Origin of the sequence: Bradyrhizobium diazoefficiens USDA 110 (assembly GCF_000011365.1) — a bacterium.
GTDB classification, from domain to species: Bacteria; Pseudomonadota; Alphaproteobacteria; order Rhizobiales; family Xanthobacteraceae; genus Bradyrhizobium; species Bradyrhizobium diazoefficiens.
On the sequence record NC_004463.1, the window covers coordinates 2,749,733 to 2,773,765 of the forward strand.

Here is a 24,033-nt window from a genome sequence, read left to right on the forward strand (position 1 = left end):
GTCAGCCCGGCTTGCCCGGCCAGACCCAGTCGCGGATCTCGGGCATGTCCTCGCCGTGTTCGCGTACGTAACGTGAGTGCTCGAGCAGCTTGTCGCGGAGCTGCTGCTTCACCTGCGCGGCCCTGGTCGCAAGACCCGGCACGCGTTCGATCGCCTCGATCGCGAGGTGGTAGCGGTCGAGCTCGTTGAGCACGACCATGTCGAACGGCGTCGTCGTGGTGCCTTCCTCGGCGAAGCCGCGCACATGCAGGCCGGCATGGTTGGTGCGGTTATAGGTCAGCCGGTGGATCAGATGGGGATAGCCGTGATAGGCGAAGATCACCGGCTTGTCGCGCGTGAACAGGCTGTCGAAGTCGCGGTCGGACAGGCCGTGCGGATGCTGGTCCTGCGGCTGCAGCGTCATCAGGTCGACGACGTTGACGACGCGGATATTCAGATCCGGCAGCGCCTTGCGCAGCAGGTCGACGGCGGCAAGCGTCTCCAATGTCGGCACGTCGCCGGCACAGGCCATCACCACATCGGGCTCGCCACCCGCGTCTTCCGTGCCCGCCCAGGTCCAGATGCCGATGCCGACATCGCAATGCGTGGCGGCGTCCTGCATCGACAGCCATTGCGGCGCCGGCTGCTTGCCGGCGACGATCACGTTGATGCGGTTGTACGTCCGCAGGCAATGGTCGGCGATCCACAGCAGCGTGTTGGCATCGGGCGGGAAGTAGATGCGAACGATGTCGGCCTTCTTGTTGGCGACGAGGTCGACGAAGCCGGGGTCCTGATGACTGAAGCCGTTATGGTCCTGGCGCCAGACATGCGAGGTCAACAGATAATTGAGCGAGGCGATCGGCCGCCGCCACGGCAGATGCCGCGTCACCTTCAGCCATTTGGCGTGCTGGTTGAACATGGAATCCACGATGTGGATGAAGGCCTCGTAGCAGGAGAAGAAGCCGTGGCGTCCGGTGAGCAGATAGCCCTCCAACCAGCCCTGGCAGAGATGCTCGCTCAACACCTCCATCACGCGGCCGTCCTGCGCAAGATGCACGTCGTAAGGCTCGATCGGCTCCATCCAGACACGTTCGGTCGTCTCGAACACCGCATCTAGCCGATTTGATGCCGTCTCGTCCGGGCCCATGATGCGGAAATTGCGCTCTTGCGCGTTGAGGCGAATGACGTCGCGCAAAAATCTGCCGAGCTCGCGCGTCGCTTCTCCCGTGACGGCGCCGGGCTGCGGCACTTCGACGGCAAAGCTGCGGAAGTCCGGCAGCTTCAGCTCCTTCTTCAGCAACCCGCCATTGGCATGCGGATTGGCGCCCATGCGGCGATTGCCCTCGGGTGCCAGCGCCTGGAGCTCGGGGACGAGCGCGCCGCTCGCGTCGAACAGTTTCTCCGGCTCGTAGCTGCGCATCCAGTCTTCGAGCACCTTCAGATGCGCAGGGTTCTCGCGGCAGCTTGCGACCGGCACCTGATGCGCGCGCCAAAAACCTTCGACCTTCTTGCCGTCGACTTCCTTCGGACCGGTCCAGCCCTTCGGGCTGCGCAGCACGATCATCGGCCAGCGTGGCCGCTCGATATTTTTGCGCCCGTCGCGGGCGTGCTGCTGGATCGAGCGGATGCTGGCGAATGCGACGTCGAGCGCATCCGCCATGATCCGGTGCATCAATTTGGGATCGTCGCCCTCGACGAACAGGGGCTCGTGGCCGAACCCGCGGAAGAGATCGCGGATCTCGCTGTCAGACATTCGTCCGAGCACGGTCGGGTTGGCAATCTTGTAGCCGTTCAGGTGCAGGATCGGCAGCACCGCGCCGTCATGCGCCGGGTTCAGGAACTTGTTGGAGTGCCAGGACGCCGCGAGCGGGCCGGTTTCGGCCTCGCCGTCGCCGACGACGCAGGCGACGACCAGGTCGGGATTGTCGAGCGCCGCGCCATAGGCGTGCACCAGCGCGTAGCCGAGCTCGCCGCCTTCGTGGATCGAGCCGGGCGTCTCCGGCGCGGCGTGGCTCGGGATGCCGCCGGGGAAGGAGAACTGCCGGAATAGCTTGCGCAATCCGTCCGCATCGCGCGCGATGTTAGGATAGATCTCGCTGTAGCTGCCTTCGAGATAAGTGTTGGCGACCATGCCCGGGCCGCCATGGCCGGGACCACAGACATAGAGCACGTTGAGGTCCAGCGCTCGGATGACGCGGTTGAGATGGGCGTAGATGAAGTTCAAGCCGGGCGTCGTGCCCCAATGGCCGAGCAAACGCGGCTTGATGTGCTCGGCCCGCAGCGGTTCGCGCAGCAGGGGGTTGTCGAGCAGGTAGATCTGCCCGACGGAGAGGTAGTTGGCGGCGCGCCAGTAGCGATCAAGGAGATCGAGGTCGCTGCTCGCGGCGGCCGATTGTTGTTGATTTGTCATGTTCCTGCCGACCTTCACCCGGGATCGTCACCAACCGAGTTCCGGCGCGATCGATCCTTCGCGGCATCAAACGAGATCGTGGTGACGGCGATGTTGCGTGAGGTCAAAGGCAGGCGCCCGAAGTTTGGGCGCCTCTACTGTGCATGGGGTTGTTTTCACGTTTTTTGTTCTTGTTCTTGATTTGTTCCTTTGGCGTGCTATCTTGGCTTCATGAGTCCAGCATCCTCTCATGCTCTCAAGCACCCGCCGGTCACGGCGCCCTCCGAGCCGGCGGGTGCGCCTTCTGATTTCCCCGAGCTCGCTGTCGCCATCGACAAGCAGCGCAGGCGGGGGCGGGGCGCGCAGTCCAACGCCAGCGGCCGCTATGAGGCCGAGGCGCGCGTCGCCTTCGACGACGGCTGGCAGAGCCTGGAAGAGCTGCCGCCGTTCAAGACCACGGTCGCGGTCGACACCTCGCGCAAGGTGATCACCCGCAACGATTCGCCCGATATCGGCTTCGACCGCTCGATCAACCCCTATCGCGGCTGCGAGCACGGCTGCGTCTACTGCTTCGCGCGGCCGACCCATGCCTATCTCGGCCTGTCGCCCGGGCTCGACTTCGAGTCAAAACTGTTCGTCAAGCCGGAGGCCCCGGCGCTGCTCGAGAAGGAGCTCGCAGCAGCAGGCTATGAGCCGCGGATGATCGCGATCGGCACCAACACCGATCCCTATCAGCCGATCGAGCGCGAGCGCAAAATCATGCGCGGCATCCTGGAGGTGCTGGAGCGCGCTGGTCATCCCGTCGGCATCGTCACCAAATCGGCGCTGGTGGCGCGTGACATCGACATTCTCTCGCGCATGGCCAAGCGCAACCTCGCCAAGGTCGCGATCTCGGTGACTTCGCTCGATCCAAAGCTGGCGCGCACCATGGAGCCGCGGGCCTCGACGCCGCCGAAGCGGTTGGAGGCGCTGAAGCAGCTCTCCGATGCCGGCATTCCCACCACCGTGATGGTCGCGCCAGTGATTCCCGCGCTGAACGATTCCGAGATCGAGCGAATTCTCGATGCGGCCGCCCATGCCGGCGTCAAGGAAGCCTCCTACGTGCTGCTGCGGCTGCCGCTGGAGGTGCGCGACCTCTTCCGCGAATGGCTGATGGCGAACTATCCGGACCGCTATCGCCACGTCTTCACGTTGATCCGCGACATGCGCGGCGGCCGCGACTACGACGCGAAATGGGGCGAGCGCATGAAGGGCACCGGCCCGATGGCCTGGACCATCGGCCGCCGCTTCGAGATCGCCTGCGACAGGCTGGGGCTCAACAAGCGTCGCGCAAAACTGACGATGGATCACTTCGCGCGGCCGAAGCGGAACGGCGATCAGCTCAGCCTGTTCTAGGAGCCGAGGCGAACGAGGTGTGTCATGAGTAAGGAACTGCCGCCCCCGGTGCCGCGGCTCACGGTCATCACGCTGGGTGTGAGCGACATCCGCGCCAGCATCGCGTTCTATGATACCCTCGGCTTTTCGCGCCGGCTGAAGGCGACCGGCGAGGCCGTCGCCTTCTACGATACCGGCGGTCCGGTGCTCGCCCTGTTTCACTGGGGCCAGCTCGCGGCCGACGCGGTCTTGCCGGATAAGCCCAGGCCGACGAATTTCCGCGGCATCACGCTCGCCTGGAACTGCGCCACGCGCGAGGAGGTCGATGCGGTGCTGGCCTTCGCTGTCGACAAGGGCGCCGCGCTGCTGAAAGCGGCGCACGAGACCGACTATGGCGGTTATTCCGGCTATTTCGCCGACCCCGACGGCCATCCCTGGGAGGTCGTGGTCGCGCCGGGCATCGAGGTCGGTGAGGACCGGCGGGTGCATCTGGCCGAGTAGGCGGCTCGCCTGAATAACGGGAATTGCGAGGGGTTCCCGGTTGCGCAAGCAGGGCCGCTTGCGCACGATCCCCGCCATGATTCGGGATAAATCCGCCAAAAGACCGGCCAAGGACGCGCCAAAGAAGGCTGCTGTAAAGGAGGCCGCGCCCGTCAAGGCGAGCTTCCGCCGCGAGCGCGCGCTGATCAAGCGCGGCATCTGGCCGGTTGCGGGCTGCGACGAGGCCGGCCGCGGGCCGCTCGCAGGTCCCGTGGTGGCGGCCGCAGTGATTCTCGACCCCGACCGCATTCCCCGTGGCATCGACGATTCCAAGCGCCTGACGGCGGAGCAGCGCGAAAAGCTGTTCGACAAGATCTGCGCCACCGCGCAGGTCTCGGTCGCGGTCGCCTCGCCCGCGCGGATCGACCGCGACAACATCCTGCGCGCCTCGCTGTGGGCGCTGAAGCGCGCCGTGGTGGCGCTGCCCGAGGCGCCCCGCCACGTCTTCGTCGACGGCCGCGACCGGCTCGATACGGCATGCGACTGCGAGGCCGTGATCGGCGGCGACGGCATCGTCCTGTCGATCGCGGCGGCGTCCATTGTCGCCAAGGTGACGCGCGACCGGCTGATGTGCGCGCTGGCGCAGGACTGCCCGGGCTATGGCTTCGAGCAGCACAAGGGCTACGGCGTCCCCGAGCATCTCGACGCGCTGAACCGCCTCGGCCCGACCGTCCACCACCGCAGCTTCTTCGCCCCCGTCGCCGCCGCCCGCGCCAAGCACATGCCCTGGACAGTCGAGCCGGTGCGCGACTTGTTCGCGGCGACCGAGGTCGAGGTGCAGCTGGAAGCAAGCGTTGAGATCGACGCGTCGGCGAATCTCTAGGGTTTAGTCCCGCAACCTCCACATCGTCATGGCCGGGCCTAGCCGTCCGAAGAATGGCGTCGCTTCCGCTCGCCTATGTCTCGGCCATCCACGTCTTTGCCGAGGTACGAAGAACGTGGATGCCCGGGACAAGCCCGGGCATGACGAGCAGACGGTCGTTGCCACAACGCGTAGCGCCCTTTATCAAAACACTCGTGAGCGAATAGGGCCGGCTGGACGGGTTGGCTGCATCTTTCGGGCGTTGCATGCGGTTTACCTCCCTGGTCATCGAGCTCATTCGCGCCCGGCCGCGGCTGATCGTGTGGATCGTCGTGCTGCTCCAGGCCGCGATGTGGCTGTTCGTGGCGCTGGCGTTCTATCGCAGCCCGCCCGGCACCCTTGCGACCCTCCTGGCCTTCGGCAGGGAATACCAGGTCGGCACCGATCTCGGCCCGCCGCTGCCGGTCTGGCTCGCCGACATCGCCTATCGCGCCGCGGGCGGCCACATGTTCGGCGTCTATGTGCTGGCCGAGGTCTGCGAGATCGCGACCTTCATCGCGCTCTATCATCTCTCCCGCGCCGTGGTCGGCTCGCAGCAGGCGGTGCTGGCCGTGCTGCTGACGATGACGGTGCTGGCCTTCTCCTCGCCCGCGCTCGATTTCGGCCCGCTGGTGCTGGCGCGACCGCTGTGGGCGCTGCTGCTGCTGCATTCCTGGCAGATCATCGGCCAGCGCCGCGGCAACGCCTGGTTCGCCTGGTCGATCGAGGCCGGGCTCTTGCTGCTGACGACGCCCGCGGCGGTCTTCCTGCTCCTGCTGCTCGTCGTCTTCGCGTTTGCGACCGCCGGCGGCCGCCGCACGCTGCTCGCGCTCGACCCGCTGTTCGCGCTGATCGTCGTCGCCGTGCTCGCGCTGCCCTATGCCGTCTGGCTGATGCGCGCCGAGACGCTGGTCCTGCCGGCCCTGCCTGCGGTCGCCGAGCTGAGCACCCGCGCGATCCACGCGGCCTGGCTGCTCGGCGGGCTCGTGCTTGGCGCGGCGGCGATCCCGGCGCTGACTTTCCTCAACACCGGCCTGTTCCTCGCCAAGGGCGAGGAGGCGCCGATCATCTACCGCCCGCCGGTCGAGCCGCTGGCGCGCAACTTCGTCTATTTCTTCGCGCTGGCGCCGGCGCTCGGTGCGGTGCTGATCTCCGGCCTGTTCGGGCTCGAGTCCGTCGTCGGCGGTGCCGGCGTGGTACTGGTGATGTCGGGGCTCGCCGTGGTGGTGGGTGCCGGCGATCTCATCGCGATGCGCCGCGCGCGGATGCTGCGGACGGTGTGGGCCGCCGCCGTCGTGGCGCCCGCCGCCGGCGTCGTGCTCGCCGTCCTGTTCCTGCCCTGGACCGGCGCCAATGAGATCGCGACCTCGATGCCGGCGCGTGCGATCTCGGATTTTTTCGATGACAGCTTTGCCCGCCGCACCAACCATCGCCTGCGTGCGGTGGCCGGCGAGACCCAGCTTGCGAGCCTGATCGCGCTGCATTCCGGCCGCCCACATCTGTTCATCGATGCCGAGCCCGCGCGCACGCCGTGGATCAATCAGGCCAAGTTCAGCGAGACCGGCGGCGTCGTGGTCTGGCGCGCCGCCGACACCGCGGGCACGCCGCCGCCGGACATCCTCAAGCGCTTTCCCGGCATAGTGCCGGAAGTGCCGCGCGCCTTCGAATGGCTGGTGACCGGCCGCCAGCAGCTGCTGCGCATCGGCTGGGCCATCGTGCGGCCGAAGGGGGCCTAACCCGTCATTCCGGGGCGCGGCAAAGCCGCGAACCCGGAATCCATTCATCCACCAACTCTGCCGCTCGATGGATTCCGGGCTCTCGCTTCGCGAGCCCCGGAATGACGGTGTGTGTGGTTACACCGTGCCTTGCCCCAGCACCTTCGCGATCGCCCGCAGATCCTGCCAGGCCAGCCGCTTGTAGGACGGCGAGCGGAGCAGATAGGCCGGGTGGAAGGTCGGCAGCGCGCGGATGGTGCGCCCAGCGGTCTCGTAGTCGAACCAGCGGCCGCGGGTGCGCATGATGCCTTCGCGCGTTCCGAGCAGCGTCTGCGTCGAGGGATTGCCGAGCGTCACCAGCACGTCGGGGTTCACCAGCTCGATCTGGCGCTGGATGAAGGGCAGGCACACTTGCGTTTCCTGCGGCGTCGGCGTGCGGTTGCCGGGCGGCCGCCACGGAATCACGTTGGCGATGTAGGCCGTGGTGCGGTTGAGGCCTATGGCCCCTATCATCAGATCGAGCAGCTTGCCGCTGCGCCCGACGAAGGGCAGTCCCTCGATGTCCTCGTCGCGGCCCGGCGCCTCGCCGACGAACATGATGCGCGCCTGCGGATTGCCGTCGGCGAACACCAGCCTTGTTGCGGTGTGCTTCAGCGCGCAGCCCTCGAAGCCCTGCATCAGCTCGCGTAGCGCCTCGAGCGTCGGCGCGGTGCGCGCAGCCTCGCGTGCCGAGGCGATCGCGACGTCGGGCGCGGGTGCGGCCTCGCCTCGGATCACCGCAGGCGCGGCGACCGGCCGCGGCGCCTCGACCGGCGCTGCTGCGCGCGGGACCGGCGGCGGGGCGGCGATTTCCGCCAGGCGGTCTATCGGCTCCTCCGTAAGCGCGCAGTCGACACCGGCCTCCAGATAGAAGGCGAGAAGCTCTCGGACGGTGGGGGCGGGTTCGGGGATCATGCGAAAGTCAGACTTTTATATCAGTTTGGGGCGCCATGCATCCCACTGGAACGCATTTCCGTGGTTGTCCTATCCGGAAAAATCGGAAACAAGAGGGCGCAAACGACCGAGGACCGTCTCAAGGGCTGAGATCAGATGAGCACCGAAGAACTTCCCCCGCGCGAATCCATGGAATTCGACGTCGTCATTGTCGGCGCCGGCCCCTCGGGCCTGTCGGCCGCGATCCGGCTGAAGCAGCTCAACGCCGATCTCAACGTCGTCGTGGTGGAGAAGGGCTCCGAGGTCGGCGCGCATATTCTCTCCGGCGCCGTGATCGATCCGGCCGGGCTCGACAAGCTTGTTCCCGACTGGCGCGAGGATTCCGACTGTCCGCTGAAGACGCAGGTGAAGGACGACCGCTTCTACTGGATGACGGGCGGCGGCGCGATCAAGCTGCCGAACTTCATGATGCCGCCCCTGATGGACAACCATCACTGCTACATCGGTTCGCTCGGCAATGTCTGCCGCTGGCTGGCGCGCAAGGCCGAGGCGCTCGGCGTCGAGATCTATCCGGGCTTCGCCGCGGCCGAGGTGCTCTATGACGAGGAGGGCAGGGTCAGGGGTATCGCCACCGGCGACATGGGCATCGGCCGCGACGGCAAGCCGAAGGACTCCTTTACCCGCGGCATGGAATTGCTAGGAAAATACACGCTGTTCGCCGAAGGCGCCCGAGGCAGCCTGACCAAGCAGCTGATTGCGAAGTTCGCGCTCGACGCCAAGAGCGAGCCGGCGAAGTTCGGTATCGGGTTGAAGGAAGTCTGGCAGATCGATCCCGCCAAGCACCAGAAGGGTATGATCCAGCATTCATTCGGCTGGCCGCTCGACCTGAAGACCGGCGGTGGTTCGTTCCTCTATCACTACGACGACAATCTCGTCGCCGTCGGCTTCGTCGTGCATCTGAACTACGACGATCCCTATTTGTCGCCGTTCGACGAGTTCCAGCGCTTCAAGACCCATCCGTCGATCCGCGGCACCTTCGAGGGCGGCAAGCGGCTCGCCTATGGCGCGCGCGCCATCACCGAGGGCGGCTATCAGTCAGTGCCGAAACTGAGCTTCCCCGGCGGCGCGCTGATCGGCTGCGCGGCCGGCTTCGTCAACGTCCCGCGCATCAAGGGCGTGCACAATGCGATGGGCACCGGCATGCTGGCCGCCGAGCATGTCGCAGCAGCGCTTGCGGCCGATCGCGCCAATGACGAGATCGTCGAGTACGAGAACGCGTGGCGTTCCTCCTCCGTGGGCAAGGACCTCTTTCTGGTCCGCAACGTCAAACCGCTGTGGTCGAAGTTCGGCACCGTGCTCGGCGTCGCGCTCGGCGGACTCGACATGTGGTGCAACACGCTGTTCGGCGCCTCGCTGTTCGGTACCCAGTCGCATTCCAAGCCCGATCGCGCGACGCTCGATCCGGCCAAGAGCCACGCGCCGAGGAACTACCCGAAGCCGGACGGCAAGATCTCGTTCGACAAGCTGTCGTCGGTATTCCTGTCCAACACCAATCACGAGGAGGACCAGCCGGTCCATCTCCGGGTTGCCGACATGAACCTCCAGAAGACCTCCGAGCACGACGTGTTCGCCGGTCCCTCGAATCGCTATTGCCCGGCCGGCGTCTACGAGTGGGTCGAGGAGGGTGCGAGCCCGCGCTACCAGATCAACGCCCAGAACTGCGTCCACTGCAAAACCTGCGACGTGAAGGACCCCAACGGCAACATCACCTGGGTTCCCCCGGAGGGCGGCGGCGGTCCGAACTACGAGGCGATGTAAGGGCGGTCCAATCAGCGCGGACCTGGTCACAAAGGGTGATCTGCCGCACGTTCGCGTGAGAACCGGGCCGCGGCCACCTGTCGCGGCCACGATAAGGCCATAGTGGCGGCGTCTTGGGGCGCTCTTGTCCGATTTGGGGCGTTCGGAGGCGATCGCCCGGTCCGAATCCTTGCGGTAAACCGCCAAAAGCGGCATTGTCCGACCTGACGGTTCCGGGTCCCGATGCCACCGGCCGCGTTCGCATGCGAGACGGCTTTCTGCTGCAAACCCAGGCACTACCAACTCAAGGCGAGCCCTGATGCTTTCAAATCGTTTCAACCGCTGGACTGTCGCCGCCATCGCCCTCATGGGCACAGCGATCGCGACGGTCCCCGGCAGGGTCCTGGCGCAGACGCCGGATCATCCGTCCGATACGGCGGCGCAGTTTCCGACCCGGAACGATCTGAAGTCGCTCACGACCTCCGGCAGCTATCTCGCCGCCCGCCACGCCAGCGTCGAGCGCGACGCAACCTCGGCCGCCGCATTCTACCGCTCGGCGCTCCGCACCGATCCGAAGAACAACGAGCTGCTCGACCGTGCCTTCATCTCCTCGGTCGCCGACGGCGACATCGACGAAGCGGTCAAGCTCGCCGAGCGTGTCCTCACCATCGACAAGACCAACCGCGTCGCGCGCCTCGTCGTCGGTGTGCACGATCTCAAGATGAAGAAATACGCGACTGCGCAGACCAACATCAACCAGTCGATCCGCGGCCCCATCACCGATCTCGTCGCCACGCTGCTGTCGGGCTGGGCGGCCTATGGCGCCGGCGATTCCAAGGGTGCTGTCGCCACCATCGACAAGCTCGCCGGTCCGGAATGGTATCCGCTGTTCAAGGATCTCCACGCCGGCATGATCCTCGAACTCGCCGGCAAGGAGAAGGACGCCGGCACGCGCTTCGAGCGCGCCTACAAGCTCGACGATTCCATGCTGCGCGTCACCGAGGCCTATGCGCGCTGGCTGTCGCGCAACAAGGATGCGGCCGCCGCGACCACCGTCTACCAGGCCTTCGACAAGAAGCTCGCCCGCCATCCGCTGATCGTGGAAGGGCTGCGCGACACCAAGGCCGGCAAGAAGCTGCCGCCGCTGGTCGATTCCGCGCAGGCCGGCGCTGCCGAGGCCCTCTACGGCATCGGCGCCACGCTGACCCGCCGCGGCGGCGAGGATCTGGCACTGGTCTATCTCCAGCTCTCGCTCTACCTCCAGCCGACCCATCCGCTGGCGCTGCTCTCGCTCGCCGATCTCTATGAATCGGTGAAGCGGCCGCAGATGGCGATCAAGGTCTATGAGCGCGTGCCGTCGACCTCGCCGCTGAAGCGCAACGCGCAGATCCAGCTCGCCATCGATCTGGATTCCGCCGACCGCACCGATGAGGCGATCAAGATCCTCAAGGGCGTCACGTCAGAGGATTCCAAGGATCTCGAAGCCATCATGGCGCTCGGCAACATCGAGCGCGGCCGCAAGAAGTTCGGCGACTGCGGCGCGACCTATTCGCAGGGCGTCGACGTGCTGCCGGCCGGCAACGACAAGGCCAACAGCGTCTGGTACTATTATCGCGGCATCTGCGAGGAGCGCTCCAAGCAGTGGGCCAAGGCCGAAGCCGACATGAAGAAGGCGCTCGAGCTGCAGCCCGACCAGCCGCATGTCCTCAACTATCTCGGCTATTCCTGGATCGACCAGGGCGTGAACCTCGACGAAGGCATGAAGATGATCAAGCGCGCCGTCGAGCAGCGTCCCGACGACGGCTACATCGTCGACTCGCTCGGCTGGGCTTACTACCGCATCGGCAACTACGAAGAGGCGGTGAAGAACCTCGAGCGCGCGATCGATCTCAAGCCCGAGGATCCCACCATCAACGATCACCTTGGCGATGCCTATTGGCGCGTCGGCCGCACGCTGGAAGCCAAATTCCAGTGGTCGCACGCCCGCGATCTCAAGCCCGAGCCGGATGAGCTTCCGAAGATCGAGGCCAAGATCGCCAACGGCCTCACCGAGGACAATTCGAACTCTTCGGCCGCGCAGGCGGAGAAGAAGAAGGACGACGGCAAGGGCGGCTAAGCTGAGTGAAGTTGGGGGCGTGTCGCCGATGCCGGCGTTGATTGAAGAGGGGCGCGCGAAGGTCAATCTGAGCCTTCGCGTGGTCGGCCGTCGTGCCGACGGCTATCATGATCTCGAAAGCGTGGTGGCGTTTGCCGATTGCGCCGACCGGCTCACGTTGGAGCCGGGCGGCGAGCTGAAGCTCGCCACCACCGGGCCGCTGGCCGCAGCATGCGGCGATACTGCCGACAATCTCGTGTTCAAGGCCGCAAAGCTTCTGGCCGAGGCCGTGCCGAACCTGAAGCTGGGCGCCTTTGCGCTCGACAAGGTGCTGCCCGTCGCGGCCGGCATCGGCGGTGGCTCGGCGGATGCAGCGGCAGCGCTGCGGCTGCTGGCGCGTCTCAACAACCTGTCGCTCGATGATCCCCGCCTCCAGAAGGTCGCGCTCGCGACCGGCGCCGACGTGCCGGTGTGCCTGTATTCGCGCGCCTGCGACATGACCGGCGTCGGCGAGCAGCTGCTGCCGCTCGCGCTGCCGAGCATGCCCTGCGTGATGGTCAATCCGCGCGTGCCGGTCGCGACCAAGGACGTGTTCCAGGCGCTGGGCCTGCGCAACGGCGAGCTGCTGGTCGGCGCCACCTCCGTCATCGGAGCCCCGGCCTGGCCGGAGGAGGGCGCCTCGATTGCCGACTGGGTCGAGGTTCTCGAAACCGTCGCCAACGACCTCGAAGCCCCCGCGATGCGCATCGAACCTGTCATCGGCGAGGTGCTGGAGGCGCTACGCGACTCCGCCGGCGTCAAGCTCGCCCGCATGTCCGGCTCGGGCGCGACCTGCTTTGCGATCTATGGCGCGCCGGCCGAGGCACATGCTGCCGCGGAAAAGATCCGGCGCGATCACCCCGGCTGGTGGGTGCATGCGGGGACGTTGAGCTAATTTAGGTATTTCTCCGACGACACTGCCGTAGGGTGGGCAAAGGCGCGATAGCGCCGTGCCCAACATGCATCCAAGTGACGCGATCGAAGTGGTGGGCACGCTTCGCTTTGCCCACCCTACGGCAGTGGAGCTAACCCGCGCCGTCCTCGGCCAGCCCGAGAAACCGCCGGATCTCACCCAACACCTCCTGCGGCTTGTCATGCTGCAGCCAGTGCCCCGCGCCGGCGATGGTCTCGACACGCGCCTGCGGGAAATAGCGCTCCAGGCCTGCGGCCCTGGCACCCGCCAGAAAGCTTTCGCCGGCATTCAGCAACAGCGTCGGGCAGGCGATGCGCGACCAGAGTTCGACGTGATCGTCCGGCCAGAGCCGGTGCGGCGCAGAGGCGCGCTGGTAGGGATCGAACTTCCAGCTATAGGTGCCGTCCTCGTTCCGTCGCGCGCCGTGCGTTGCAAGATGCAGCGCGAGGTCGCGGGAGAGCCGCCTGTTGTGAAGCACCATCTGCGCTGCGGCATCCGCGAGGGTGGAATAGCGGCGCGGCGTGCGGTCGTGCAGCTTGTCGAGCTGGCCGACCCATTTGCTGATGCGCTCGTGCGCCGGCGGCTTCGGCGCGTCCGGCAACATGGTCACGCCGTCGAGCACGACCAGCTTCGCGACCTGCTCGGGGAACGATCCTGTAAAGATCAGGCTCACCATGCCGCCCATCGAATGGCCGACGAGAGTCACTTGAGGCGCTGCGACGCCGCGGACGAGCTGGGCGAGATCGTACACATATTCCGTCAGCGCGTAGCTGCCGCCCTTGGTCCAGTCGGAATCGCCGTGGCCGCGCAGGTCGGGCGCCAGCACGTGAAAATGCGGTTGCAGCGATCTGGCGATGACGTCCCAGCTGCGGCAATGATCGCGGCCGCCGTGGACCAGGATGAGCGGCGGCGCGCCCTCGTTGCCCCAATCGGCATAATGCAGCCGCAGGCCGTGCGATTCATAGAAGCGGCTTTGCGGGGCGCTAGCCATTTGCCGGCCGCCGCGCCAGCGCGAGCGAGAGTCCGAGGCCCGCGATGAAGACGCCGGAGCCCTGGGTGAGGCGCCGCATCAGGTGCGGCCGTCCGATCAGTTGCGTGCGCGTCGCGGACGCCATCAGCACCACGACGACATCGGCGAGCGTGTTTAGCGTCACCGAGATCGCGCCGAGCACGATGAATTGCAGCGTGGGGTTCGATCCCATGGGATCGAGGAATTGCGGAATGAAGGCGAGGAAGAACGCCGCGGTCTTCGGGTTCAGCGCCTCGACCAGCACGCCGTCGCGGAATGCGCGCCTGTCGCCGACGGGCTCGCTTTCGAGCGACAGTGCGCGGCCGGCGCTACGAAACGTCTTGATGCCGAGCCAGACCAGATAGAGCGCGCCGACGAATTTGACGGCGCCAAACAGCTCGGCGCTGGCGAGAATGATGGCGGAGATGCCGAGACTGCCGGCGACGACATGAACCAGCCCGCCCAGCGCCGTGCCTGCGGTCGAGGCAAAGCCGCTGCCGCGCCCCTCGGACAAGGTCCGCGCCGCCACGTAGAAAATGCCGGGGCCGGGAATGGCGGCAATGAGAGATGCCGCGGCAAGGAACAGCCAGAAATTCGTGTCGGTCATCCTGCTGTCGTAGCGATGCTTGGGGCGATTGCAAGGCCCGTCGTTTAGTCCATCCGGCGGAAGATCACGCAGGCATTCACCCCGCCGAAGCCAAATCCGTTGGAGATGGCGTGCCGCATCGGCATCGGCCGCGCGCTACCTGAGACGATGTCGATGCCATCAGCGCTCGCGTCGGGGTTCTCGAAATTGAGCGTCGGCGGCGCGACCTGATCGCGCAAGGCGAGCACGGTGAAGATCGCCTCCAGCCCGCCGGCGGCGCCGAGCAGATGGCCGGTGGCCGATTTGGTCGCGCTCACCGCGATGCTGCGGCTACGGCCGAACAGCGCGCCGATCGCGCCAAGCTCGCTTTCGTCACCGGCGGGCGTCGACGTCGCATGCGCGTTCAGGTGCTGCAATTCGCCGGGCTCAAGCCGCGCCTGCCGCAGTGTGATCTCCATGGCGCGGCGCGCGCCGTCGCCATCGGGCGGCCCCGACGTCATGTGGTAGGCGTCCGCCGTCGTGCCGTATCCGACGATCTCCGCGATCGGTGTCGCGCCGCGCGCCAGCGCATGCTCGAGCGTCTCGATCACCAGGATGCCGGCGCCTTCGCCCATGACGAAGCCGTCGCGGTCGCGATCGAACGGGCGCGAGGCGCGCCTCGGCTCCTCGTTGAAGGAGCTCGACAGCGCGCGCGCCGCGGCGAAGCCGCCGAGGCTGACGATGTCGATGCAGGCCTCCGCGCCGCCGCAGATCGCCACATCGGCCTCGCCGGCGCGGATCATGCGCGCGGCATCGCCGATCGCCTGGACGCTGGCGGCGCAGGCCGTGACCGGCGTTCCCAGCGGTCCCTTGTAGCCGTATTTGATCGAGACGTGGCCGGCGGCGAGATTGGCGAGGAACGAGGGGATCGTGAATGGCGAGAGCCGGCGCACGCCGCGCTGCTCGGTGATGCGCACTGCCTCCGCCATCGCCGGAAAGCCGCCGACGCCGGAGCCGATGACCGTCGCGGTCCGTTCCAGCGCGCTCGCGTCCTGCGGTGTCCATCCGGCCTGTGCGACCGCTTCGGCGGTGGCGAGCAGCGCGAACAGGATGAAGCGGTCCATCTTGCGCTGGTCTTTCGGCGCGGCGGCCTGCGCGGGATCGAAGCCGCCGTCCGCATCGCCGGCCTTGTCGGGCACGAGGCCCGCGATGCGCGCGGGGAGCGCCTGCGCCCATTCGGGCAGGGGACGCAGCCCGCTTTGGCCTGCCAGCAGCCGGCGCCAGGACAGTTCGACACCGCAGGCGAGCGGCGACACCGCGCCCATTCCCGTCACGACGATACGACGCATATCAGTCTCCAGCCGGCGCAATGGCCGGGTTCATGGCCTTGAGCGAAGCGAGCCGTTTGCGCATCCCGCGGCTGGCGCGCGGCCCAGCGATGATGACCGCATTGTCGAGCGTGATCGGCTGCATGTCGGCGGCATCGACCACGACCGGGTCGAACGGACGGCGATCGGCCCGGCTCGCCAGCAGAATGGATTCACCCTTCGGTGCGAGATGCCTGTTGCCCCAGGCGAGCAGCGCGGCGACCACGGGGAAGAAATCCCGCGCCTTGTCCGTCAGCACATATTCGTAACGCGGTGGCCGCTCGCTGTAACGGCGGCGGACGAACATGCCTGACGCGGTGAGATGGGCGAGACGCCGCGACAGGATGTTCGGCGCGATCCCGAGATTTTGCGAGAACTCGTCGAACTTCGTCGCGCCCTGGAACGCATCCCGCAGGATCAATATGCTCCACCATTCGCCGACCGTCTCCACGGCGCGGCCGACCGGGCATTCCAGGATGGAGGGGGATTTGGGCTGCATGGCGGGAGGATAGGAGAGTAACTTGCAAAATGCAAGTTACTAGGTGAGCAGCTTCATCGCGCGCGGGCGAGTTGTGCGATTGCGAACCTGTCTCTGTGATTTGAAAATGCGAATTGGCGAGCAGGGCTTGCGCGCCTTGCTCCGTCGTTGCGAGCGCAGCGAAGCAATCCAGACCGTTTCCGCGGAGGGACTCTGGATTGCTTCGCTGCGCTCGCAATGACGATCTGGGGGCAATGCGCACTGATCGAACACCGTCACCCTGAGGTGCTCGCCTCTTCGGCGAGCCTCGAAGGGCGACGGCCCGGGCCGTGCAGGCTCCCGGCGCGATGCTTCGCATCGCGCCACTCGCGCCTCAGGATGACGGGGTTGATAGCAGAAGCAGAAAGACCCTCAGGCCGCTAATGCGACCGCGCCAGGCAGAACGCCACGACCTGCTCCAGCGCGCTCTTCATCGGCGACGACGGGAACAGCGCCAGCGCGTCCACCGCCATGGCGCCGTAGTGCTGGGCGCGGCTCAGCGTGTCCTCGAGCGCGCGGTGCTTGTTCATCAGGCCGATGGCGTGGTCGAGGTCGGTATCGCCGATCTCGCCGCGCTCCAGCGCCTTGATCCAGAAGGCGCGCTCGGTGTCGTTGCCGCGGCGGAAGGCGAGCACGACCGGCAGCGTGATCTTGCCCTCGCGGAAATCGTCGCCGGTGTTCTTGCCGAGCTTGGCGCTCTTGCCGCCATAGTCGAGCACGTCATCGACGAGCTGGAAGGCGATGCCGAGATTCATGCCGACCGAGCGGCAGGCGGTCTGCTCCGCCTTCGGGCGGTTCGCGATCACGGGGCCGACCTCGCAGGCGGCCGCGAACAGCTCGGCGGTCTTGCCGCGGATCACGGCGAGATATTCGTCCTCGGTGGTCGCGGTGTTCTTGGCGGCCGCAAGCTGCATCACCTCGCCCTCGGCGATGGTGGCGGCCGCCGCGGAAAGAATGTCGAGCGCGCGGAGCGAGCCGACCTCGACCATCATGCGAAACGCCTGGCCGAGCAGGAAGTCGCCGACCAGCACGCTCGCCTCATTGCCCCAGAGCATGCGCGCCGACAGCTTGCCGCGGCGCATCTCGCTCTCGTCCACGACGTCGTCATGGAGCAGGGTGGCGGTGTGCATGAACTCGACGGAGGCCGCCAGCTTGATGTGGCCGTCGCCGGTGTAGCCGGCAAGGTTCGCCATGGCGAGCGTCAGCATCGGCCGCAGGCGTTTGCCCCCGGAGGAGATCAGATGGTTGGCGACCTCCGGGATCATGGTTACGTCGGAACCGGTCCGCGACAGGATCGTGGCGTTGACGCGCTCCATGTCACCGGCGACAAGGGCAACCAGCTCTTCGATCGACGCGCCGGGAGTTTCGAAAGGTACGATGACGGCCACGCCGGTCTCCAATATTTGCCCCGGAAGGGCTATTCTGATGGAAATACAATAGAAACTGGAGGCGGACGCGGCAAGTGCCGCGGAACCATTGACATTTGCCGCTTAACCCCTTTCAGGCAGGAGACCTGCGTTTTGCGTGAACTGGTTCGGACCAACGATATGGTGCTGGTGTCGGCGATCGGCGCGCTGCTCGACGGCGCCAATATCCATCATCTGGTGCTGGACCAGAACATGAGCATCATCGAGGGCTCGCTCGGCATTTTGCCGCGGCGGATCCTGGTCCATGAGGACGACGCCCAGGAGGCCCGGCAGCTCCTGACCGAGGCGGGGCTCAGCCACGAACTGCGCGGCGATGATTGAGGCCGACATCACCGAGGACGCCTTTCTCGGCGGCCAGTTGCGGCTGAAGCAGAAGCGGTCCGGGCATCGCGCCGGGCATGACGCCATCCTGCTCGCGGCGGCGACGGAGGCGAGAGCGGGCGACCGCGTGGTCGATCTCGGCGCCGGCATCGGCACGGCCGGGCTGGCGCTTGGCCGGCGCGTGGCGGGGATCAGGCTCAGCCTGGTCGAGATCGATCCGGAACTGGCGGAGCTCGCGCGCGCCAATGCGGCGGCGAACGCGATTGCCGCCGAGACGATCGTGCTCGACGTCACGGCCGATGCGCAGGCTTTCGTGGCACATGGGCTCGTGCCCGACAGCGTCGATAGTGTGCTGATGAACCCGCCCTTCAACGATCCGGTGCGCCATCGCGGCTCGCCGGACCAGGCGCGCCATATCGCGCATGTGGCGACGGAGGAGACGCTGCATGCGTGGGTGCATGCAGCGCGGCGTATCCTCCGGTCGAACGGTGTGCTGACGTTGATCTGGCGCGCGGATGGAATCGCCGAGATTTTGGCAGCGCTGTCACGCGGCTTCGGCAGCCTTGCGATCCTGCCGGTTCATGGCGAAGCGGGACGGCCCGCGATCCGCGTGCTGGTGCGCGCGATCAAAGGCGGCAGGGCGCCGACGCGCCTGCTGCCGGGCCTCATGCTTAACGAAGAGTCACACGTGCCTAAAAAAGAGGTGACGGATATTCTGGAGGGAAGGGCAGTCTTGCCGCTGGCGGAGCTGTGACGGCCTACTGCGGCAGCGATTCCGACTGCTGTTCTTGCGGGGACGTAAAGCGAATCGCCGTGAAAAGCGCACCGATCAGCATCAACAGCAGATAGATCTTCATGGCGTTTCCTCCGCTGCTTCATTGCAGCTTCCCGACGGGAATTCTGCAAAACACGTTCCAGGCACTTTCAATGACAGTCGCGTGATAAAAAATGGTTAAACAGAGGTAACGGCATGGCCGAACAATTGAACGATCGTGAGAGTTCCGGCCTGGCCGACAAGCTCATGCAATATCTGCCGGCGCGCTTCCGCCCCGGCACGGCGGTGGTGCCGGTGGTGCGGCTGTCAGGCGTGATCGGTGCAGTGACGCCGCTGCGTCCGGGCATGACGCTCGCAGGCGTCGCGCGGGTGCTGGAGCGGGCCTTCTCGATGCGGAACGCCAAGGCGGTGGCGCTGGTGATCAATTCGCCCGGCGGCTCGCCGGTGCAGTCGCGCCAGATCTATCTGCGCATCAAGCAGCTCGCGGCGGAGAAGAAGCTGCCGGTGCTGGTGTTCGTCGAGGACGTCGCGGCGTCGGGCGGCTACATGATCGCCTGTGCGGGCGACGAGATCTTCTGCGATCCGTCCTCGATCCTCGGCTCGATCGGCGTGGTCGGCGGCAGCTTCGGTTTCCAGGACGCGATCAAGCGGCTCGGCATCGAGCGGAGGCTCTATACCGCCGGCGCGCACAAGGCGATGCTCGATCCGTTCCTGCCCGAAAACCCCGACGACGTCGCCAAGCTCAAGGCGCTCCAGCGCGAGATCCACCAGATCTTCATTGCGCTGGTGAGGGAGAGCCGCGGCGCGCGGCTCAAGGGCGAGGACGACACCTTGTTCACCGGCGAATACTGGGCCGGCGCGAGTTCGATCGCGCTGGGGCTGGCCGACGGCATCGGCGATCTCCGCTCAACTCTTCGTGCCCGCTATGGCGAGAAGGTTCTCACCCCCGTGATCGCGCAGCCGACCGGGCTGCTGTCCGGCCTTCTGGGGCGCAAATCGCCCGGCGCAGGCCAGCTTTCGGCCCTGGAATCAATGGCCGGGCTGCCGGACGAGCTGATCTCGGCGGTCGAAACGCGGGCGATTTGGGCGAAATTCGGGTTCTAGGGCGCGGTCTTCCGCGCCATTTGGTCCCAAGGAGACTTGAAGCCGGGCCAATTGCGGCGCGGCCCGGTCTGCGCAAGAATGTGCGTGGGGGCTGAGCACTAGACAAGGATCGACCGATGCCGCCGTTCGTCGCTTTCGCGGGCGTCCTGGGCGGGCTTGCCGTGGTCCGCTGGGCCTACAAGACCGCTGTCCGGATCAACCAGGAGCTGGAGGAGATGCGCCTCGCGCGCGTCGCCGAGGCCGCCCATATGGGGGACATCCAGACGCTGAAGCGTGACCCCGTGACCGGGGCGTATCGCCCGGGTTAGCTGCACCTTCCACACGGCGTCATTCCGGGGCGGTCCGCAGGACCGAACCCGGAATCTCGAGCTTCCGGGTTCGCCCTTCGGGCGCCCCGGAATGACGGCCATTTCCACCCCCTTTGCCTTGATTCCCATCCCTGCCGTCGATACGGTCCCGCGCGATTCAAAACCCCCCGCGAGAGCCTGATCTGACGATGGACGCCTCCTTGCCCGCCCATATGCGCCCGGAACGCTCGTTCCAGGGCTTCATCCTCGCGCTCCAGCGGTTCTGGGCCGAGCAGGGCTGCGTGATCCTGCAGCCCTACGACATGGAGATGGGCGCGGGTACCTTCCATCCGGCGACCACCCTGCGCGCGCTCGGGCCGAAACCCTGGAACGCGGCCTATGTGCAGCCCTCGCGCCGGCCCAAGGACGGCCGCTACGGCGAGAATCCGAACCGGATGCAGCACTACTACCAGTTCCAGGTGATCATGAAGCCGTCGCCGCCGAACCTTCAGGAGCTGTACCTGAAGTCGCTCGCCGCGATCGGCATCGATTCCGCCGTGCACGACATCCGCTTCGTCGAGGACGATTGGGAGAGCCCGACGCTGGGCGCCTGGGGCCTTGGCTGGGAATGCTGGTGCGACGGCATGGAAGTCTCCCAGTTCACCTATTTCCAGCAGGTCGCGGGCTTCGAATGCGCGCCGGTCGCGGGTGAGCTCACCTACGGGCTCGAGCGCCTCGCGATGTATGTGCAGGGCGTCGACCGCGTCTACGACCTCAATTTCAACGGCCGCGATGGCGACGCCAAGGTCACCTATGGCGACGTCTTCCTCCAGGCCGAGCGGGAATATTCGAAGCACAACTTCGAAGTCGCCGACACCGCGATGCTGTTCGAGCAGTTCAAGATGGCGGAAGCGGCCTGCCGGAAATATCTCGACGCGGGCTGGCGCGAGGGAAACCGGAAAGAGCACCTGATGGCGCTGCCGGCCTATGACCAGTGCATCAAGGCGAGCCATGTCTTCAACCTGCTCGACGCGCGCGGCGTGATCTCCGTGACGGAGCGGCAGAGCTACATTCTTCGCGTGCGCGAGCTGGCAAAGGCCTGCGGCGAGGCCTGGATCCATACTGAAGCGGGCGGAGCGGCCTGATGCCCGATCTTTTGCTTGAACTGTTCTCGGAAGAAATCCCCGCGCGCATGCAGGCGAAGGCGGCCGACGATCTGCGCCGCATGGTCACCGACAAGCTGGTCGCCGAAGGCCTCGTCTACGAGGGTGCGAAAGCCTTCGCGACGCCGCGCCGCCTTGCGCTCACCGTGCACGGAATCCCTGCGCGCCAGCCCGACCTGAAGACCGAACGCCGCGGACCGAAAATGGGCGCGCCCGATGCGGCCGTGCAGGGCTTTCTGAAAGCGACAGGTTTGAAGTCGCTGGACGAGGCCAAGATCCAGCGCGATCCGAAGGGCGACTTCTACATCGCGCTGATCGAAAAACCCGGCCGCGACGCGATCGACGTGCTTGCGGAGATCCTGCCCGTCATCATCCGCACCTTCCCCTGGCCGAAATCGATGCGCTGGGGCGCGCGTTCGGGCAAGCCGGGCTCGCTGAACTGGGTGCGTCCGCTGCACGCGATTACCGCGACGTTTGGGCTCGAGACCGAAGAGCCCGATGTCGTGAAGTTTGCGGTGGACGGCATCGAAGCCGGCCAGACCACCTACGGCCATCGCTTCCTGGCGCCCGCCGCGATCAACGTGCGCCGCTTCGAGGACTATGAAGCGAAGCTGCTGGACGCGAAGGTCGTGCTCGATCCCGAGCGCCGCAAGGACGCGATCCTCACCGACGCCAAGCAGCTTGCGTTCGCGCAGGGTTTCGATCTCGTCGAGGACCAGAACCTGCTCGACGAGGTCGCCGGCCTCGTCGAATGGCCGGTCGTGCTGATGGGCTCGTTCGAGGAGGAATTTCTGGCGACGCCCGCGGAAGTAATCCGCGCCACGATTCGCAACAACCAGAAGTGCTTTGTCGTGAGCGATGCCAAGACGGGCAAGCTCGCCAACAAGTTCATCCTGGTCGCCAACATCGAAGCCACCGACGGCGGCAAGACGATCATCGCCGGCAACGAGCGCGTCATCCGCGCGCGGCTCTCCGATGCGAAGTTCTTCTACGAGACGGACCTCAAAACCAAGCTCGAGGACCGCTTGCCGAAGTTCGAGCAGATCGTGTTCCACGAGGAGCTCGGGACGCAGGCCGCGCGCATCACGCGCATCGAGCGGCTCGCCGCCGAGATCGCGCCGCTTGTCGGCGCCGATGTTGCCAAGACGGCGCGTGCCGCGCATCTGGCGAAGGCGGATTTGCTGACCGAAGTCGTCGGCGAATTCCCGGAGGTGCAGGGCCTGATGGGCAAGTACTACGCGCTGGCCCAGGGCGAGGATGCCTCCGTCGCGGCGGCGTGCGAGGAGCACTACAAGCCGCAGGGCCCCGCCGATCGCGTGCCGACCGACCCGGTCAGCGTCGCGGTGGCACTCGCCGACAAGCTCGACACCCTCGTCGGATTCTGGGCGATCGACGAGAAGCCGACGGGCAGCAAGGACCCGTATGCGCTGCGTCGCGCGGCGCTCGGCGTGATCCGGTTGATTGCCGAGAACACGTTGCGGCTGTCGCTCATGAAGGTGGCTGCGTCCGCACTCGCCGGCTTGTCGGTGAAGCCAGCCGATGTGCAGAAGCTTCCGGGTGACCTGCTTACCTTCTTCGCCGACCGCCTGAAGGTCCAGCTCCGCGAGCAGGGCGCGCGGCACGATCTCGTTGACGCCGTGTTCGCCCTCGGTGGCCAGGACGACCTGCTGATGATCGTTCGCCGCGTCGATGCACTCGGCAAATTCCTCGAATCCGACGACGGCAAGAACCTGCTGGCCGGCACCAAGCGCGCCAGCAACATCCTCTCGATCGAGGAGAAGAAGGACAAGCGCACGTTCGATGGTGCGCCGGATGCTGCGCTCTACAGCCTCGGCGAGGAGAAGGCGCTGGCGAAGGCGATCAGTGAGGTGCAGGCGGAAGCAAGCGCCTCCGTCGCCAAGGAAGACTTTGCCGCCGCGATGAGCGCGATGGCGAAGCTGCGTCCGCCGGTCGATGCGTTCTTCGACAAGGTCCGCGTCAATGACGATGATCCAAAGGTGCGCGAGAACCGCCTGAAGCTGCTGAACGAGATCCGCAGCGCCACGCGTGCGGTCGCGGACTTCTCGAAGATCCAGGATTGAGGCGCGGCCGAGCGGCAAACACTACTGTCATTCCGGGGCGCGCGAAGCGCGAACCCGGAATCCATCGTGCCGCGCGTGATGCAGAGAAATGGATTCCGGGCTCGCACCAAATGGCGCGCCCCGGAATGACGAAGCGCAAAAAAGCCCCACCCGGCGGGGGAAACCGGGCGGGGCCTGATGTCCGATTCTAACACTGCACGCGTCAGCCTGATTTGACGCGCCGGACATCGAGTTGAACGATGCGTTTTCGAGCGAAGTGGATACCGGTTCGCTCGAAAGGAACGTGTCCGTCGAGGATCTAGTCCAGCACCTCGACGATGCGCCGCGAGCGCGGCTCGACCAGCACGGTCTCGCCGTTCACGACGGTGTAGCGATAGGTGGTGGCGCCGAAACGTTGCGGCACGTCATAATAGGTCACGCCGCTCTCGGGTAAGGTGGCGCCAACCACCACGCGATCCGGAATGCGAAAGGCCGGTACACGTTGTTCGACCACATAGTCGCGGAATGCTGGCCGCTGCTCGACCGCAATCGTCGGGCCGCCGTCGACCACGACGGGCGCGCGTCCAACCGTAATGCCTGTTTGCGCCTGTGCCGCAATCGGCGCACCGAGCGCGACGCCAAGCGCTGCGAGAGCGAGAATCCTGTTCCGCATGGGCAACTCCTTCGACATGATTTCAGCCGGCGCCAGTGGCGCGACCGGTTGCCAATGCTGCGACGCGCGCGATGTTCCGGAAAATGCCTTGCCGCATTCGCGGCATTTTTGGGCAGTTTTCGCGAAGGGGGGAACTCGTGCGACCCCTAG

At 66.2% G+C, this 24,033-nt stretch carries 21 protein-coding genes; 13 read left to right on the forward strand and 8 right to left on the reverse strand.

Annotated elements, in window-relative coordinates; translation table 11 throughout:
• Position 1: 1 nt before the first annotated feature.
• Positions 2–2,389, reverse strand: coding sequence for a phosphoketolase family protein (locus BJA_RS12380; protein ID WP_038965926.1), 2,388 nt, complete (start codon positions 2,387–2,389; stop codon positions 2–4).
• A gap of 210 nt (positions 2,390–2,599) precedes the next feature.
• Here BJA_RS12380 and BJA_RS12385 point away from each other — a divergent pair, with 210 nt between their 5' ends.
• The 4 genes from BJA_RS12385 (at position 2,600) to BJA_RS12400 (ending at position 6,859) form a co-directional block, all read left to right on the forward strand.
• A complete protein-coding gene (locus tag BJA_RS12385) occupies positions 2,600–3,763 on the forward strand; it encodes a PA0069 family radical SAM protein (RefSeq protein ID WP_011085306.1) in 1,164 nt (387 codons plus the stop codon).
• A 24-nt stretch (positions 3,764–3,787) separates the two neighbouring features.
• Complete coding sequence (locus tag BJA_RS12390) at positions 3,788–4,243, forward strand: VOC family protein (protein ID WP_011085307.1); 456 nt, start codon at positions 3,788–3,790, stop codon at positions 4,241–4,243.
• Positions 4,244–4,319: 76 nt separating this feature from the next.
• On the forward strand, positions 4,320–5,105 hold the full coding sequence (locus tag BJA_RS12395) for a ribonuclease HII (protein WP_011085308.1): 786 nt from the start codon (positions 4,320–4,322) through the stop codon (positions 5,103–5,105).
• Between the two features lie 245 nt (positions 5,106–5,350).
• Positions 5,351–6,859 (forward strand): glycosyltransferase family 39 protein, encoded by a 1,509-nt coding sequence (locus BJA_RS12400; protein WP_011085309.1) that lies wholly within the window; start codon positions 5,351–5,353, stop codon positions 6,857–6,859.
• Between the two features lie 117 nt (positions 6,860–6,976).
• Here BJA_RS12400 and BJA_RS12405 read toward each other — a convergent pair whose 3' ends face one another.
• Positions 6,977–7,792 carry a uracil-DNA glycosylase gene (locus tag BJA_RS12405; RefSeq protein ID WP_011085310.1) on the reverse strand — a complete coding sequence of 272 codons (816 nt, stop codon included), beginning with the start codon at positions 7,790–7,792 and terminating at the stop codon, positions 6,977–6,979.
• A gap of 135 nt (positions 7,793–7,927) precedes the next feature.
• Between BJA_RS12405 and BJA_RS12410 the strand changes: the two genes are divergently transcribed.
• From BJA_RS12410 to BJA_RS12420, 3 genes are all read left to right on the forward strand, one after another.
• Positions 7,928–9,589 (forward strand): electron transfer flavoprotein-ubiquinone oxidoreductase, encoded by a 1,662-nt coding sequence (locus BJA_RS12410; RefSeq protein WP_011085311.1) that lies wholly within the window; start codon positions 7,928–7,930, stop codon positions 9,587–9,589.
• Positions 9,590–9,887: 298 nt separating this feature from the next.
• Positions 9,888–11,684 (forward strand): tetratricopeptide repeat protein, encoded by a 1,797-nt coding sequence (locus BJA_RS12415; protein WP_011085312.1) that lies wholly within the window; start codon positions 9,888–9,890, stop codon positions 11,682–11,684.
• 28 nt (positions 11,685–11,712) lie between these two features.
• Entirely contained in the window at positions 11,713–12,597 is an 885-nt protein-coding gene (locus BJA_RS12420; RefSeq protein ID WP_038965922.1) for a 4-(cytidine 5'-diphospho)-2-C-methyl-D-erythritol kinase, read from the forward strand.
• 130 nt (positions 12,598–12,727) lie between these two features.
• Here BJA_RS12420 and BJA_RS12425 read toward each other — a convergent pair whose 3' ends face one another.
• The 5 genes from BJA_RS12425 to BJA_RS12445 form a co-directional block, all read right to left on the reverse strand.
• Entirely contained in the window at positions 12,728–13,606 is an 879-nt protein-coding gene (locus tag BJA_RS12425) for an alpha/beta fold hydrolase (RefSeq protein ID WP_011085314.1), read from the reverse strand.
• On the reverse strand, positions 13,599–14,231 hold the full coding sequence (locus tag BJA_RS12430) for a LysE family translocator (RefSeq protein WP_011085315.1): 633 nt from the start codon (positions 14,229–14,231) through the stop codon (positions 13,599–13,601). The genes BJA_RS12425 and BJA_RS12430 overlap by 8 nt, the downstream gene beginning before the upstream one ends.
• 44 nt (positions 14,232–14,275) lie before the next feature.
• On the reverse strand, positions 14,276–15,538 hold the full coding sequence (fabF, locus tag BJA_RS12435; RefSeq protein ID WP_011085316.1) for a beta-ketoacyl-ACP synthase II: 1,263 nt from the start codon (positions 15,536–15,538) through the stop codon (positions 14,276–14,278).
• Between the two features lies 1 nt (position 15,539).
• Complete coding sequence (locus tag BJA_RS12440; RefSeq protein ID WP_011085317.1) at positions 15,540–16,055, reverse strand: winged helix-turn-helix transcriptional regulator; 516 nt, start codon at positions 16,053–16,055, stop codon at positions 15,540–15,542.
• A gap of 398 nt (positions 16,056–16,453) precedes the next feature.
• The gene (locus tag BJA_RS12445) at positions 16,454–17,461 is read right to left on the reverse strand and encodes a polyprenyl synthetase family protein (RefSeq protein ID WP_011085318.1); all 1,008 of its coding nucleotides are present in this window, start codon (positions 17,459–17,461) and stop codon (positions 16,454–16,456) included.
• Between the two features lie 132 nt (positions 17,462–17,593).
• Here BJA_RS12445 and BJA_RS12450 point away from each other — a divergent pair, with 132 nt between their 5' ends.
• The 6 genes from BJA_RS12450 to glyS all read left to right on the forward strand — a co-directional run bounded on the left by BJA_RS12450 (position 17,594) and on the right by glyS (position 23,231).
• Positions 17,594–17,821: a DUF2007 domain-containing protein gene (locus BJA_RS12450; protein WP_011085319.1), complete on the forward strand. Its 228-nt coding sequence runs from the start codon at positions 17,594–17,596 to the stop codon at positions 17,819–17,821.
• Positions 17,814–18,575: a tRNA1(Val) (adenine(37)-N6)-methyltransferase gene (locus tag BJA_RS12455; protein WP_011085320.1), complete on the forward strand. Its 762-nt coding sequence runs from the start codon at positions 17,814–17,816 to the stop codon at positions 18,573–18,575. The genes BJA_RS12450 and BJA_RS12455 overlap by 8 nt, the downstream gene beginning before the upstream one ends.
• A gap of 216 nt (positions 18,576–18,791) precedes the next feature.
• The gene (locus BJA_RS12460; protein WP_011085321.1) at positions 18,792–19,700 is read left to right on the forward strand and encodes a S49 family peptidase; all 909 of its coding nucleotides are present in this window, start codon (positions 18,792–18,794) and stop codon (positions 19,698–19,700) included.
• Positions 19,701–19,816: 116 nt separating this feature from the next.
• A complete protein-coding gene (locus BJA_RS12465; RefSeq protein WP_028175609.1) occupies positions 19,817–20,008 on the forward strand; it encodes a hypothetical protein in 192 nt (63 codons plus the stop codon).
• Between the two features lie 188 nt (positions 20,009–20,196).
• Positions 20,197–21,132, forward strand: coding sequence for a glycine--tRNA ligase subunit alpha (locus BJA_RS12470; RefSeq protein ID WP_011085322.1), 936 nt, complete (start codon positions 20,197–20,199; stop codon positions 21,130–21,132).
• A complete protein-coding gene (gene glyS / locus BJA_RS12475; RefSeq protein WP_011085323.1) occupies positions 21,132–23,231 on the forward strand; it encodes a glycine--tRNA ligase subunit beta in 2,100 nt (699 codons plus the stop codon). Before BJA_RS12470 ends, glyS begins: the two co-directional genes overlap by 1 nt.
• 298 nt (positions 23,232–23,529) lie before the next feature.
• Here glyS and BJA_RS12480 read toward each other — a convergent pair whose 3' ends face one another.
• A complete protein-coding gene (locus BJA_RS12480) occupies positions 23,530–23,883 on the reverse strand; it encodes a DUF1236 domain-containing protein (RefSeq protein WP_038965925.1) in 354 nt (117 codons plus the stop codon).
• Between the last annotated feature and the right edge of the window lie 150 nt (positions 23,884–24,033).

Coding starts and splice junctions, on each gene's coding strand:
- BJA_RS12390 (WP_011085307.1), top strand. CDS start 3,788: ATGAGTAAGGAACTGCCGCCCCCGGTGCCGCGGCTCACGGTCATCACG.
- BJA_RS12420 (WP_038965922.1), top strand. CDS start 11,713: ATGCCGGCGTTGATTGAAGAGGGGCGCGCGAAGGTCAATCTGAGCCTT.
- glyS (WP_011085323.1), top strand. CDS start 21,132: ATGCCCGATCTTTTGCTTGAACTGTTCTCGGAAGAAATCCCCGCGCGC.
- BJA_RS12395 (WP_011085308.1), top strand. CDS start 4,320: ATGATTCGGGATAAATCCGCCAAAAGACCGGCCAAGGACGCGCCAAAG.
- BJA_RS12470 (WP_011085322.1), top strand. CDS start 20,197: ATGGACGCCTCCTTGCCCGCCCATATGCGCCCGGAACGCTCGTTCCAG.
- BJA_RS12425 (WP_011085314.1), bottom strand. CDS start 13,606: ATGGCTAGCGCCCCGCAAAGCCGCTTCTATGAATCGCACGGCCTGCGG.
- BJA_RS12415 (WP_011085312.1), top strand. CDS start 9,888: ATGCTTTCAAATCGTTTCAACCGCTGGACTGTCGCCGCCATCGCCCTC.
- BJA_RS12410 (WP_011085311.1), top strand. CDS start 7,928: ATGAGCACCGAAGAACTTCCCCCGCGCGAATCCATGGAATTCGACGTC.
- fabF (WP_011085316.1), bottom strand. CDS start 15,538: ATGCGTCGTATCGTCGTGACGGGAATGGGCGCGGTGTCGCCGCTCGCC.
- BJA_RS12465 (WP_028175609.1), top strand. CDS start 19,817: ATGCCGCCGTTCGTCGCTTTCGCGGGCGTCCTGGGCGGGCTTGCCGTG.
- BJA_RS12430 (WP_011085315.1), bottom strand. CDS start 14,231: ATGACCGACACGAATTTCTGGCTGTTCCTTGCCGCGGCATCTCTCATT.
- BJA_RS12385 (WP_011085306.1), top strand. CDS start 2,600: ATGAGTCCAGCATCCTCTCATGCTCTCAAGCACCCGCCGGTCACGGCG.
- BJA_RS12400 (WP_011085309.1), top strand. CDS start 5,351: ATGCGGTTTACCTCCCTGGTCATCGAGCTCATTCGCGCCCGGCCGCGG.
- BJA_RS12380 (WP_038965926.1), bottom strand. CDS start 2,389: ATGACAAATCAACAACAATCGGCCGCCGCGAGCAGCGACCTCGATCTC.
- BJA_RS12455 (WP_011085320.1), top strand. CDS start 17,814: ATGATTGAGGCCGACATCACCGAGGACGCCTTTCTCGGCGGCCAGTTG.
- BJA_RS12480 (WP_038965925.1), bottom strand. CDS start 23,883: ATGCGGAACAGGATTCTCGCTCTCGCAGCGCTTGGCGTCGCGCTCGGT.
- BJA_RS12460 (WP_011085321.1), top strand. CDS start 18,792: ATGGCCGAACAATTGAACGATCGTGAGAGTTCCGGCCTGGCCGACAAG.
- BJA_RS12405 (WP_011085310.1), bottom strand. CDS start 7,792: ATGATCCCCGAACCCGCCCCCACCGTCCGAGAGCTTCTCGCCTTCTAT.
- BJA_RS12440 (WP_011085317.1), bottom strand. CDS start 16,055: ATGCAGCCCAAATCCCCCTCCATCCTGGAATGCCCGGTCGGCCGCGCC.